The 11,892-nt window shown below is 68.2% G+C and carries 11 protein-coding genes and 1 pseudogene; 6 read left to right on the top strand and 6 right to left on the bottom strand.

The genetic code is table 11. From position 1 onward, the window contains the following. Positions 1-55: 55 nt before the first annotated feature. The 4 genes and pseudogenes from QE397_RS15625 to QE397_RS15610 all read right to left on the bottom strand — a co-directional run. Complete coding sequence (locus tag QE397_RS15625) at positions 56-1,222, bottom strand: ABC transporter ATP-binding protein (RefSeq protein ID WP_222639902.1); 1,167 nt, start codon at positions 1,220-1,222, stop codon at positions 56-58. 1 nt (position 1,223) lies between these two features. After that, complete coding sequence (locus tag QE397_RS15620; RefSeq protein ID WP_027504420.1) at positions 1,224-2,009, bottom strand: SDR family NAD(P)-dependent oxidoreductase; 786 nt, start codon at positions 2,007-2,009, stop codon at positions 1,224-1,226. Between the two features lie 52 nt (positions 2,010-2,061). After that, positions 2,062-3,096 carry an ABC transporter substrate-binding protein gene (locus QE397_RS15615; protein ID WP_307095785.1) on the bottom strand — a complete coding sequence of 345 codons (1,035 nt, stop codon included), beginning with the start codon at positions 3,094-3,096 and terminating at the stop codon, positions 2,062-2,064. 240 nt (positions 3,097-3,336) lie between these two features. Beyond that, positions 3,337-3,552 (bottom strand): annotated as a pseudogene (locus QE397_RS15610) (TetR-like C-terminal domain-containing protein); the annotation flags it as partial. A gap of 14 nt (positions 3,553-3,566) precedes the next feature. Between QE397_RS15610 and QE397_RS15605 the strand changes: the two are divergent. Together QE397_RS15605 and QE397_RS15600 are read left to right on the top strand one after the other, a co-directional pair. Further along, positions 3,567-4,799 (top strand): MFS transporter, encoded by a 1,233-nt coding sequence (locus tag QE397_RS15605; RefSeq protein ID WP_373425244.1) that lies wholly within the window; start codon positions 3,567-3,569, stop codon positions 4,797-4,799. A 14-nt stretch (positions 4,800-4,813) separates the two neighbouring features. Next, complete coding sequence (locus QE397_RS15600; protein ID WP_307095782.1) at positions 4,814-5,698, top strand: LysR family transcriptional regulator; 885 nt, start codon at positions 4,814-4,816, stop codon at positions 5,696-5,698. A 19-nt stretch (positions 5,699-5,717) separates the two neighbouring features. On the opposite strand, the gene QE397_RS15595 is transcribed toward QE397_RS15600, so the two are convergent. Next, positions 5,718-6,545: a helix-turn-helix transcriptional regulator gene (locus QE397_RS15595; protein ID WP_307095780.1), complete on the bottom strand. Its 828-nt coding sequence runs from the start codon at positions 6,543-6,545 to the stop codon at positions 5,718-5,720. A gap of 86 nt (positions 6,546-6,631) precedes the next feature. Here QE397_RS15595 and QE397_RS15590 point away from each other — a divergent pair, with 86 nt between their 5' ends. Then, positions 6,632-7,312, top strand: coding sequence for an SDR family NAD(P)-dependent oxidoreductase (locus tag QE397_RS15590; protein WP_307095778.1), 681 nt, complete (start codon positions 6,632-6,634; stop codon positions 7,310-7,312). A gap of 53 nt (positions 7,313-7,365) precedes the next feature. Here the strand turns inward: QE397_RS15590 and QE397_RS15585 are convergent, their stop codons facing one another. After that, entirely contained in the window at positions 7,366-8,220 is an 855-nt protein-coding gene (locus tag QE397_RS15585; protein ID WP_307095776.1) for a helix-turn-helix transcriptional regulator, read from the bottom strand. A gap of 176 nt (positions 8,221-8,396) precedes the next feature. Here QE397_RS15585 and QE397_RS15580 point away from each other — a divergent pair, with 176 nt between their 5' ends. From QE397_RS15580 to QE397_RS15570, 3 genes are all read left to right on the top strand, one after another. Then, a complete protein-coding gene (locus QE397_RS15580; RefSeq protein WP_307095775.1) occupies positions 8,397-9,335 on the top strand; it encodes an SDR family oxidoreductase in 939 nt (312 codons plus the stop codon). 79 nt (positions 9,336-9,414) lie between these two features. Beyond that, positions 9,415-9,879 (top strand): hypothetical protein, encoded by a 465-nt coding sequence (locus QE397_RS15575; protein ID WP_027504413.1) that lies wholly within the window; start codon positions 9,415-9,417, stop codon positions 9,877-9,879. A gap of 158 nt (positions 9,880-10,037) precedes the next feature. Continuing rightward, complete coding sequence (locus QE397_RS15570) at positions 10,038-11,888, top strand: bifunctional diguanylate cyclase/phosphodiesterase (RefSeq protein ID WP_307095772.1); 1,851 nt, start codon at positions 10,038-10,040, stop codon at positions 11,886-11,888. Positions 11,889-11,892: the final 4 nt, after the last annotated feature.

Here is an 11,892-nt window from a genome sequence, read left to right as displayed (position 1 = left end):
CGTCGTCCCGCCGGCGGCGGCGTCGTGTCGGTGTCGGGGGGTGTGAGGGTGGCGGTCACGATGCGCTCCCCACTGCTGCGGCGACGGGTGCGGTGTCCGCGGCTGTCGCGGTGGAGGGCGCCGAGGGGAACACCCGCAGTGCTGCGGGGGAGAAGGAGACGACCACGGCGTCACCCGGCTCGGCCGAACGCAGCGCGAGGCCGTGCTCGGCGGCCGACGCACGCAGGGTGAGTGTCTCGGCGCCGGACCGCACGGTCACATCGAAGTGCCGACCTCCGTACTCGTGATCGACGAGGGCGGCGTGCAGTCCGACGTGGCCGGGCGGAACCTCGGCCATGCTGCGGTGCAGGAGCAGGTCGTCCGGACGCAGCCGTGCGACCGCGGAATCGCCCTCGTCGGCACGATCGCGGACCACCGAGTCGCGGAGATCGATCGCGTCACCCGCGGAGGTCTGCCAGCCGTCGTGCGCCCTGCGCAGTTCGAGCTTGTTGGCCATGCCGATGAATGCCGCGACGTAGTCCGAGCCGGGGTTCTCGAACACGCTCGACGGCGTGTCGAGCTGCTCGATGCGACCCGATTTCATGATGGCCAGACGATCGCCCAGTGCGAATGCCTCGGACTGGTCGTGGGTCACGAACACGGCGGTGAACCCGAGTTCGCGGTGCAGGCGGTGGATCTGGGACCGGACCTGATCGCGCAGCCGGGCATCGAGGTTGCTGAGCGGCTCGTCGAAGAGGATGAGGTCCGGACGCGCGACCAGCCCGCGGGCGACCGCCACGCGCTGCTGTTGGCCACCACTGAGTTGCGACGGATACCGGTCGAGCAGTGCGCCGCAGTCCACCATGTCGGCCGCTGCCTCGACGGCTCCCGGTCCGAAGGACTTGGTGAGTCCGCGGACGTCGAGGGGGTACTTGATGTTGCGGCGCACCGTCATGTGCGGCCACAGGGCGTAGGACTGGAAGACCATGCCGATGTTGCGCTTGTGCGCGGGGACGTCGACTCGCTGGTCCGCGTCGAAGACCGTCCTGTCCTTGAACGAGATACGCCCGCCCTGGGGTGTCTCGAGCCCCGCGAGGCACCGCAGCGTGGTGGTCTTCCCGCAGCCACTCGGGCCGAGAAGAACCAGGAACTCGCCCTGCTCGATGTCGATGTCGAGACCGTCCACGACCTTCGTGCTGCCGTACGTCTTGGTCAGTCCGGAAATGGTGAAGCGATCGGTCATCTCATGCCTTCTGTCCAGAGGTGTGTGTGGGTGTTCGCGCGCCGGCCGCCAGACCACCGTCGACGACGAGGTCGGTTCCCGTGATGTAGCTGCTCTCGGATCCGGCGAGGAACACGACGGCGTCCGCGACGTCGCCGGTGGTGCCCCGCCGCTGCATCGGAATGGTGCGCACATAGCCGGCGACATCGTGGTCGGCGAAGTCCTCGCTACCGGTGATGTCGGTGTCGATGCTTCCGGGGCACACCGAGTTGACTCGGATCCCCCGCTCGGCGAGCTCGAGCGCAGCCACTCGGGTGAGGGCCCGCACACCGAACTTCGAGGCGCCGTAGGCGCCGAGCTTCGCTGTCGCGAGGATTCCGCGCAGGGACGACACCGTGATCACGGAACCGCCGGACTTGACGGCGGTGCTCGCCGTCCTGAGGGCGAGGAAGGTGCCGACCAGGTTGATGTCGAGCATGCGGCGGAAGTCGGCCAGTGAGGTGTCGGCGATGTCGCCGCGGTGCGCCGCCCCGGCGTTGGCCACCAGCACGTCGAGGCCTCCACCGTCCGCTTCGATTCTCTGCACGCACGCGTCCCACTCGGCTTCCGACGCCACGTCCAGATGCAGGTAGCGAACCGACGGTCCGAGGGTGTCGGCGACCGCGCGACCACCCTCGTCGTCCACGTCCGTGACGTACACGGTCGCTCCGAGAGAGGCGAAGCGCGCGGCACATGCCGCACCGATGCCGCGCGCGGCGCCGGTGACGAGCACACGGGAGCCGTGTGAAGGCGCTGTCCGAGCGTCCATGATCACCTCCCTGGATGACGAGTTCGGATGGTCGAGAGCGGTCGCGTCCCCGTCACTGGAAGAGCTGCGACCATTCCTGCGAGTACCGGTCGACGTTCTCGGGGGTCAGATCGGCGGGATCGGGTGAGGCGATGTTCTGTGCCCGCTCGACGGCGCCCGGAACATCCGGCAGCGCGGCGGCGTAGCCACCGTTCAGCGCGGCCTGTCCCTCGGCGGTCACCATGAAGTCCGCAAGGACCTGAGCCGCGTTCGGATGCGGCGCCGCACTCAGGACCTCGGTGTACCACGGTGTGCCCCAGGGGTTCTCCGGCAGCACCCAATCGACGGGAGCGCCCGCGTCGACCTCGGTGACGAGCGGCTGGACGCTGGGCGAGACCACCACCTCACCCGACGTCAGGGCCTGCGCGACGGCCAGGGCGCTCGGGTAGACACGCGGCTGCAGTTCGGCCAGCTTGTCCCAGTAGTCCTCGCCGTAGTTCTCGGCGTAGTGCCGATACAGGTCGACGTACGACGCGATGCCCGTCGGATTGACGATGCCGATGCGGCCGCGGTAGGCCGGGTCCAGAATGTCCTGCGGGGTCTCGAGACCGTCGGGCACCGCGGCGGTGTTCCACCCGAGGCCGAAGACAGCGGCGGACGAGAGGAAGAAGCGGTCGTTCTTCACGCTGGCCGCGCGGTCGTAGTCGGGTGCGTCGAAGTCCGGACCCACGATCTCGGTGGAGAAGGTGCCGGACTCGGACGCGCTGGCGATCCACGACGCGTCGGTCACCATGTGGACGTCGGCAATGCCTGTACCCGTGCGGTTCTCGGTCTCGACACGGGGATTGATCTCGGAATCCGTTCCGCGCACGAAGTCCATGGAGATCTCCGGGTACTTCTGCGTGAACGCGGCCTTCAGCGCGTCGAGGTTCGCAGGCTTCTGGCTGGAGTAGAGCATCACGCTGCCCTCCGTCTTCGCCGCGGCGACGACGTCGTCCCAGCTGCCCTCGACGGGCCCGGACGGGGTGGTGCTGCCGCCGCACGCTGTGAGCGCGAACGCCGACGCTGCCACGGCAACGGTGGCGATGGCTCGGGGAATCCTCCGCATGGTCAGACCTCTCTCGGACTCACAGGGCCGCTCGGCTGTCGGTGCGAGTGGACTTCCTGAACTGATGTCAGTTTGAAAGTAGTATGACGTCCTTGTGATGTCAATCACGCAGGTGAGGGCGGTGCGACGACGGGCACGACGGGGTCGCCGGGCCCGTGCCCATCTCCGCGCGCCGCGATCCGGGGTTGCGAGGTTGTCGCAGTCGCGATCGGCGAGCTCTCGAGCGGGCAGGGCGTTCTCTTACTCGACTGCCGTCGCGGTCCAGGTCGCGTAGGCGTTGAGCGCTCCGCGGGTCGCCCGAGCGCGGTCGTCGCCGATACCGACGAGCTGGGCGACAGCCATGGGCGCGAGGACGCTCGCGACTGCGTCGCTGTGATCGGCGAAGTGGCCGGCCGCTTCGAGCGAGACGAACCCGTGTACCAGGCTCCACAACTGGGCGGCGATCTGTTCCGGGTCGTGTCGCGGCTGCCGTGGTGTACCCGGTGACGCTGTCGATTCTGACCAACGTGTTCCAGGAGCGGTCCGAACGCGTCATGGCCATCGGACTGTGGGGCGCGGCGACCGGCGTCTCGGTCGCGGTCGGACCCGTGGTGGGTGGGGCGTTGATCGAACATTTCTGGTGGGGATCGATCTTCGTCTTCAACGGCCTCGCTGCTGTCGCAACCATCGCTCTCGCAGTGCGTTTCGTGCCGAACTCCCGTGATCCGTCGACCCCGCCGCTGGACAAGTCGGGCTTGCTTCTGTCCGTGCTGGCCCTGGGTTCACTGGTGCACGCCATCATCGAAGGCCCCGACCGCGGGTGGTCCTCGGCGTCGACGGCGCTCGGATTCGGTGTGGCCGCCGCAGTGCTGGTCACCTTCGTTCTCCGGGAGTCGCGCGCTCGCCACCCGATGCTGGACGTGCGGCTGTTCACGAACATGCGCTTCACGGCTGCCAGTGGGGCGGTCACCAGTGCGTTCTTCGCGCTGTTCGGGTTCATCTTCCTCGTCACCCAGTACTTCCAGTCCGTGCGCGGCTTCGGTGCCCTCGAGACCGGCGTGCGCATGCTGCCCGTCGCGGGATCGCTGGCAGTGTTCTCGCTGGTGGGTCCTCGCCTGGCAGTACTGGTCGGTTCCAAGATCGTGGTGGCCGCCGGCCTGGCATCGTTGACGGCTGCGTTCCTGTGGATCTCGCAGATCGACACGGGCACGTCCTACCTGCAGATCGCGGGTCAGATGGTGCTGCTGGGCGCAGGCCTGGGTCTGACGAGTGCCCCTGCGACGGAAGCGATCATGGGAGTCGTTCCGACCGACAAGGCCGGGATGGGATCAGCGGTCAACGATGCCACCCGCGAGCTCGGCGGAACACTCGGTGTCGCCGTGATCGGGTCGGTCGCTCTGTCGGTGTACCGAGACGGGCTGGACACGACCGAATTGCCCACCGTCCTGATGGAACCCGCGCAGGAGTCGGTGGGCGCCGCGCTCGAAGCCGCACGCCAGGCGGCGGACTCGCTGGGTGCCACCGGGGCACTGCTCGGGTCGCAACTGTCCGATCTCGCACGCGAACGCTTCGTCGACGGCTTCACCACCGGCAGTCTCGTCGCCGGGATGGTCACCGCTGTGGCCGGTGTGCTGACGCTGGTCTTTCTCCCCTCGCATCCCCTCCCGTCGCATCCCGGCGACGACGAGTCGCACGATCGCCCCGACGTGAGCATGCGCCGCTGACATACGCTCCATCGGTGCCGACTCTGCGAGCCCTGGAATGCTTCGTGGCCGTCGTCGACGCCGGCTCTGTCACCGCGGGAGCAGCCCAGCTGCATCTGTCGCAACCCGCGCTCTCCCATCACCTCGCGTCGTTGGAGTCGGAGATCGGGAGTCCTCTGCTGGAGCGGCTTCCGCGAGGCGTGCGTCTCACGCCCATCGGCCGTGCCGTTCTCGTCGATGCGCGGATCGCGTTGGCAGCGGCCGAGCGAGTTCTGCGAACCGGACACGCTGCGGCACAGGGTGATGCGGGCCGGCTACGCCTGGGGTGTGCGGAGAGCATGACCGTCCCGATCCTGGCGCCGACGTTGCGCACCTGGACCCGGAAGCATCCGGACATCGGTCTGGATCTGACCGAGTACACCAGCGCCGACGCGATGGCGACGGCGATCACGGACGGCGACCTCGACATCGCAGTGGGGCCGGCGCCGTCGCGCGGGTCCGCAGCGATGACCGAGATCGGGACCGAGGAGATCCTGGTCGTGATTCCGGAAGGTCTCGATCTCGCCGACGAGGACGCCGTCTCCTGGCCGAACCTCGCCGGCAGGCCGATCGTGCACTACCACCCGTCGAACGGCCTTCGTGGATGGTTCGACACCGTGGCTGCAACGCACGGAGTCCAGTTCGACGCTGTCACGCACACTCGACATGCCACGACGGCAGCACAACTCGCTCACGCAGGGTTGGGGGTCGCGCTCGTGCCGGCCACCGCCGTTCCCGCTCGCTTCGCCGGGATCGTCAAGTCGATGACACCTCCACTGACGAGGTCGGTCGTCGTGATGGTCGGGGCGGAATCGGACGCGCTGACACAGAGGTTCGTGGCCGATCTCGTGTCGCGGGGCATCGGTACTCGCCGCTCCTGACCCGCTCCGCGCGACCGGCTCACACCAGAGTCTGCGTGCCGACGACGCACAGCAACTCCAGACGTTGCTCGTCCTCGGAGCCGGGAACGGTGGTGTAGACCACGATGCGCAGATCGCTGCCCGGTGCCGTGAGCACATCGCAGTCGACGGCGATCGGTCCCACCGGCGTCGTCATCACCTTGCGGCTTGCCTTGTGCACCGACATGGTGGCGCGACCCCAGCGAGCGTCGAAGTCCGCACTCCTCGCCCGGAGTCGGGTGACGAGGGTGGTCAGATACGGGTCGTCGGGATAGCGGGCGTGTGCCGCTCGGAGATCGGCGACGAGGTCCTCGCCGAATTCCTCGTGATGCCGGTCGTCGTAGCCGACGCCGGTGAAGTCGTCGGTGAAATGGCGCCACACCACATTGCGGTCGACACGGTGTCGCAGTGCGGGGTCCCCGCTGATGGCTGCCCAGAGGCCGTTGTGATGGACGATGTCCCACGCGGCCGTGAAGACCGCCAGTGGCACGTCGTCCAGGCGGTCGACCATGCGCCGCACTCCGGGCCCGATGTGGTGCGGTACGAGGCGCCCGTTCGGTGATGCCAGTCCGGCCACCCGATACAGGTGATCCACTTCCTCGTCGTTCAGTCGCAGCGCTCGCGCCAACGCGGCGACGGTCTGCGCCGACGGGTGCCGCGCCCGCCCCTGCTCGAGGCGGACGATGTAGTCGACGCTGATGGACGCCAACGTGGCGAGTTCCTCACGGCGCAGTCCGGGTGCTCGTCGGCCGGGGACGGCGGACAGGCCGACCTCCTCCGGTCGAGTCCGGTCCCGCCAAGCCCGGAGCACCGTCGACAGTTCACTCATGCACACCATCGTGCACCGCGTCGCCGGAGCGCGGGTGGTACCGGCAGTACCTGGACCTGCACGTCACCGGGCCACAGGATCGAGACATGACAACAGCACTCATCACGGGAGCGAACAAGGGCCTCGGACTCGAGACGGCGCGACGACTCGTCGACTCCGGTGTCGACGTGTACGCCGGCGTCCGCGACCCCGACAGGGCAGACGACGTCCGCGCACTCGGCGCACACGTGGTACGGCTGGACGTGACGCACACCGACTCGGTCACCGCGGCGGTGTCGTCACTTCCCCGACTGGACGTCCTGATCAACAACGCCGGCGTCATCGGACACGGCGGCGGTGTCGACGACCTGGACGCCGACTCCATGGCGGACACCCTCGACATCAACGTCGTCGGCATCGTCCGGGTGACGCAAGCAACGCTGCCGCTGCTGCGGCAGTCGTCGAACCCGGTGATCGTCAACGTGGCCTCGGGTGTGGGAATGGGCCGCTTCCTCCAGGATCCCGGTCGGGACGAGTTCCCCGTCGCCGCCATCCCGTACGCCGCCTCGAAGGCAGCCGTCATCGCTCTCACCGTGCAGTACGCCAAGAACCTCCCCGAGATGCGAATCAACGCCTCCGACCCCGGCTACACGGCCACCGACCTCAACGGGAACACCGGGCATCAGACCGTCGCGGAGGGAACCGACGCCACCGTTCGCCTGGCCCTGCTCGGCAGCGACGGACCCACGGGGGAGTTCCACGACCGCACCGGGCGGATCGAGTTGTGAGCAGGCGGTCGTTCGGCTGATGGCACAGATTCCTCGACGTGACTGCGTGTTCGTCACGGGCCCGGTGTCGTGGACGTTCGTGTTCCCAGCGCGGGGAGCAGCTGAAGCTTCTCGTGACTCGGGCTGCCGGGAACTGCGGTGTAGACCAGAAGGAAATGGGACTGCAGCGGATCGACGAGCGTCTGGCAGGACAGTTCGAGGCGGCCGAGATCCGGGTGGACGAATCGCTTCGTCTCGGCCGGCCGCACTCCTACTTCGTGCCGCTCCCAGACGGTGCGGAACTCGTCGCTCTCCTGAAGCAGCGTCGCCGCGAGACGCGCAGCGCGCGAGTCGGGTCCGCGAAGAGTGGCGACCTCGCGTAGGCCGGACACCCATGTTCGGGTGAGGTGCGCGTGATCCTCGGGGGCGTACAGGTTCCTGCTCGCCGGGTCGGCGAACCACCGATACCCGATGCTGCGCGAGGGCCCGGTGCGGCCGGACTGATCACCGGTGAGCGCGACACCGAGTGCCGTCTGCCGCAGCGTCTCTCCCAACTCTGTGACGATCTCGGCGGGAGTGTCGTGCAGTCGGTCGAATATGCGCAGCAGGCCCGGACCGATGTGATCGCCGACGGCCCCGCGCGTCGGTGGGGTGTGGCCGGCGAGCCGGAACAAGTGGTCGCGTTCGGGTAGTGAGAGATGCAGTCCCTGTGCGATCGAGGCGACCATCTGTTCGGACGGTTGGGGTCCTCGCTCCCGCTCGATACGGGCGTAGTAGTCGGTCGACATGTGGCTCAGTGCCGCGACCTCTTCGCGCCTCAATCCGTCGGTCCGACGTCGCAGCCCTCGCGGAAGACCCACGTCCTCGGGTTGCAGTGCGCTGCGGCGACCCCGGAGAAACTGGGCCACCCCTGCTCTGTCGATCTCCATTGCTTCTTCCTATCGCGTGGCGCGTGCGCCGACCAGGGTCTGTCGATCCCCCTCTCACGCGCAAGGGGTGACCCGGCCATCGGGGGATCGACGAGTCCTGGTTGTCGGGGGAGGACCCCGGCACGGTGAGGTCACACGTCGTCGACACGACACCTCACACCCATCAGGAGCGACCCATGAGACGCACCATCGACATCGCCGTCCCCGATCTCTCCGGTATCCGAGCTGTCGTCACCGGCGGCAGTGACGGCATCGGCCTCGTCCTCTCCCGTCGCCTCGCGGCAGCAGGGGCGGAGGTGGTCCTGCCCGTTCGCTCGCAGAGCAAGGGGGAGGCGGCGATCGACGCGATCAGGCAGGCTCATCCCAGCGCCGACGTCTCACTCCGGCGCCTCGATCTCTCGTCGCTCGACTCCGTGTCCGCACTCGCGGACACGCTGTCGTCGGAGGGCAGACCGATCGGCATCCTCGTGAACAATGCCGGCGTGATGACTCCACCGTCGCGACGGACGACGTCGGACGGATTCGAGCTGCAGTTCGGTACGAACCACCTCGGCCACGTCGCGCTCGTGGGCCGTCTGCTTCCCTTGCTGCGAGCAGGGCGCGCCCGCGTCGTCTCACAGATCAGCATTGCCGCGAACAGCGGATCGATCAACTGGGACGATCTGAACTGGGAACGGTCGTACGACGGAATGCGCGCCTACAGCCAGTCGAAGATCGCCTTCGGATTGTTCGGCCTCGAACTGAGGCGGCTCAGCGCGCAGCGTGGCTGGGGTATCTCGAGTCATCTGTCCCACCCTGGAATCGCGCCGACAGGTCTGCTCGCCGCGCGACCCGAGCTCGACCGGACCTCGCAGACGACGAGCCGTCGCGTGATCGAGTCCCTGTCCCGTCGCGGATTACTGGTCGGCACCACCGAGACCGCTGCGCTGCCGGCTCTGTACGCGGCGACCGCCGTCGATGTGACGTCCGGAAGTTTCCACGGGCCTGCGGGACTCGGGCACCTCGGTGGGCGTCCCGGACCGCAGAAGCTGTACTCGCGGCTGCGCGATCGTGCGGAGGCGCGACGGGTCTGGGAACTGTCGACCGAGCTCGCCGGAGTCGGGTTCCCGGACTGACTACCGGGCGCCGGACCCTCACCACGCGTGGTGAGGAAGAGCACGCATCCCGATCGGCGATCGTGTGCGAATGTGTTTCATGGTTCATCGCACTCAACCGACGCCGCGCTCGTGTGACTTCCTCGAGGTGATGGGCACGTCCGACATCGAACCCTCGAGTCGGTTCCTGGTGTGGTTGATCGACGACCGCGACACCGTGGTGGTGCGGGCAGCGGCCGACGTGTCGTCGGCGGTGCGGACGGCTCGCGCGTACTGCGCGGCCTGGGGAGCACGGGTGCAGTACATCGAGGGTCCGGACGGCCGGATAGTCGACCGCGCGGACTGGGAACCATCGATGACCGGCCCCCATCCGTTGCCGTACGTGTACACGGTGGAACTGCGATCGCCGCGCGCGACGGGACGTGACGAACTGGTGTCGGCTCTGTGGACCAGTACCGACCTCGACGAGGCGCTGCGATGGCGTGACATGCTCCCCGACGACCTTCGGGGTCGCAGCCTGGTGGTCAGCAACGCACCCGACGGTCACTATCCGACCGCCCCCTGACACGAGTGCATTCGGCTCCGTCGGCGTTCGCACGGCCACGGAACGCTCGACGTGCGATGCTGGACGGGTCATAAGCCGTGAATGTCGGGGTTTGTCGCTCGTGACGTGTGCCCGTGGTCGAACCGACCATCGACTCACAGACGCCGAACGGAGTGATGGTGACGATCCCCGCCCGTGTCCTCGCGGACGTTCGTGCATCCCGACGCTTCGCGCTGGCGCAGACCGCGCTCGCCAGGCTCAGTGGGCTCGCCGTCTCCGCCGACCTGGACGAGGTGTCCGCCGCAGCGACTTCCACCGCGGCGACCCTGGTGGGGGTGGCGTCCGCGGCGCTCGCTCGGCACGAGAGTCCGGAGGATCCGTTTCTGCGCATCGACGCGGTCACCCATGTGCTGCGCACCAATGTCGAGGTGCGGTCCGGCGCCGGCTCCCTGGCCGGATTCGCTCTGGCGCACGGTCGATTGACCGTCTGCTCGGACGGCGAGACAGAGACACGGTTCGACACGTCCACCATGTCGTCGGTCGGCTTTCGCAGCGGCGCCGCTGTGCCGATCACGACGAGCGCCGGGGTGTGGGGCGCGCTGATCGTGTTCGGGGCGGAACCGAATCTGTTCGACGACACGGACATCGCGTTCCTGTCGGCGGTGGCCGGAGTGTTCTCCGCAGCGCTCGAACGCGTCGACCTCTCGCGGCTTCTCCGGGAACAGACCGATCACGATCCACTCACGGGACTTCCGGACCGCACGCGGGCCTACTCGGCGGTGGGCGATGCGTTGACTCGTGCGCGTGCGCAGGGCGACGAGGTGGCGTTGCTCCTCCTCGACGTCGACGATTTCGCGATCATCAACGACAGCCTCGGACACGACACCGGGGACCGCGCGTTGGTCCGGTTCGCCGAGCGTCTCGTCGCTGCGGTCCGAACGCGGGACGCGGTGTATCGCTTCGGAGGTGACGAGTTTCTCGTCGTCTGCGGGGGCTTCGACGACGCCCGGAACGCCGAGGATCTCGCGTTCCGTGTCACCGCTGCGCTGGCCGCGCCGCCGTCCGCGGCCGATGCCCCCATTCCGATGAGTGCCTCGATAGGTATCGCGGTGTCCGAGCCCGGCGTCACGGTGCGGGAGTTGCTGCGGCGCGTCGATCTGGCGCTGCACCGCGCCAAGGACGGCGGCGGCGGAGCGCATGCCGTCTTCGACGCCGAGGACGATCACTACGACGCCGACCGCGTCCGCTCCCTGTCGGTCGACCTGCGGGCTGCCCTGGCCGAGGATGAGTTGACCCTCGCGTACCAACCCTTGGTGCACATCGCGACAGGGGAGGTGGTGTCCGTCGAAGCACTCGCACGCTGGAGTCACCCGACGCTCGGGCAGATCGAGCCGTCCGAGTTCGTAGCGGTGGCCGAGCGCACCGGTCTGGCTGCGGTACTGGGGGATTGGGCGCTACGCACTGCGTGCCGCCAGGCGGCGACATGGCGCAGGGACTTTTCGATCACCGTGCGGGTGAACGTCAGCGCGCTCCAGTTGCGAGATCCGGCGTTCCCCGGCCGGGTCGCGTCGGTGCTCCGGGAGACCGGACTACCGCCACAGGCCCTGGGGCTCGAGGTGACCGAGACGGTGTGGCTCGCCGACACCGGACGCGTCGCCCGGAACCTCAGCGCGGTGACCGAGATGGGCGTCGCGCTGCTCCTCGACGACGTCGGCGCCGGTCACAGCAGCCTGGCCTACCTCGAACGGTTTCCGGTGTTCGAGTGCTTCAAGATCGACAAGGGATACATCGACGCACTCGACACCCGGCGGGGCCGTGCGGTCGTCACCGCCATCGTCGCGTTGGCCAAGGCGTACGAGATGACCGTCGTGGGGGAAGGCGTCGAGACCCGCGTGCAACTCGATGCACTCGCCGAGACGGGATGCGATCTGGCGCAGGGGTTCCTGCTCGGCAGACCCGTCGACGCCGAGCGCACCACCGCCGTGCTGGAGCTCCGTGCGCCACGGGCGGAGACGGTTCACGAGGTGTGAACCG

This window comes from Rhodococcus sp. SORGH_AS_0301, assembly GCF_030818285.1.
Taxonomy (GTDB): domain Bacteria; phylum Actinomycetota; class Actinomycetes; order Mycobacteriales; family Mycobacteriaceae; genus Rhodococcoides.
Note: the sequence above shows the minus strand (reverse complement) of the source record. Positions and strands in the feature narration are given on the sequence as shown.

Excerpts from the sequence above, each read along its gene's own strand:
- QE397_RS15580 (WP_307095775.1), top strand. The coding sequence starts at position 8,397 with ATGAGACGCACCATCGACATCGCCGTCCCCGATCTCTCCGGTATCCGA.
- QE397_RS15585 (WP_307095776.1), bottom strand. The coding sequence starts at position 8,220 with ATGGAGATCGACAGAGCAGGGGTGGCCCAGTTTCTCCGGGGTCGCCGC.
- QE397_RS15590 (WP_307095778.1), top strand. The coding sequence starts at position 6,632 with ATGACAACAGCACTCATCACGGGAGCGAACAAGGGCCTCGGACTCGAG.
- QE397_RS15575 (WP_027504413.1), top strand. The coding sequence starts at position 9,415 with ATGGTTCATCGCACTCAACCGACGCCGCGCTCGTGTGACTTCCTCGAG.
- QE397_RS15620 (WP_027504420.1), bottom strand. The coding sequence starts at position 2,009 with ATGGACGCTCGGACAGCGCCTTCACACGGCTCCCGTGTGCTCGTCACC.
- QE397_RS15595 (WP_307095780.1), bottom strand. The coding sequence starts at position 6,545 with ATGAGTGAACTGTCGACGGTGCTCCGGGCTTGGCGGGACCGGACTCGA.
- QE397_RS15625 (WP_222639902.1), bottom strand. The coding sequence starts at position 1,222 with ATGACCGATCGCTTCACCATTTCCGGACTGACCAAGACGTACGGCAGC.
- QE397_RS15615 (WP_307095785.1), bottom strand. The coding sequence starts at position 3,096 with ATGCGGAGGATTCCCCGAGCCATCGCCACCGTTGCCGTGGCAGCGTCG.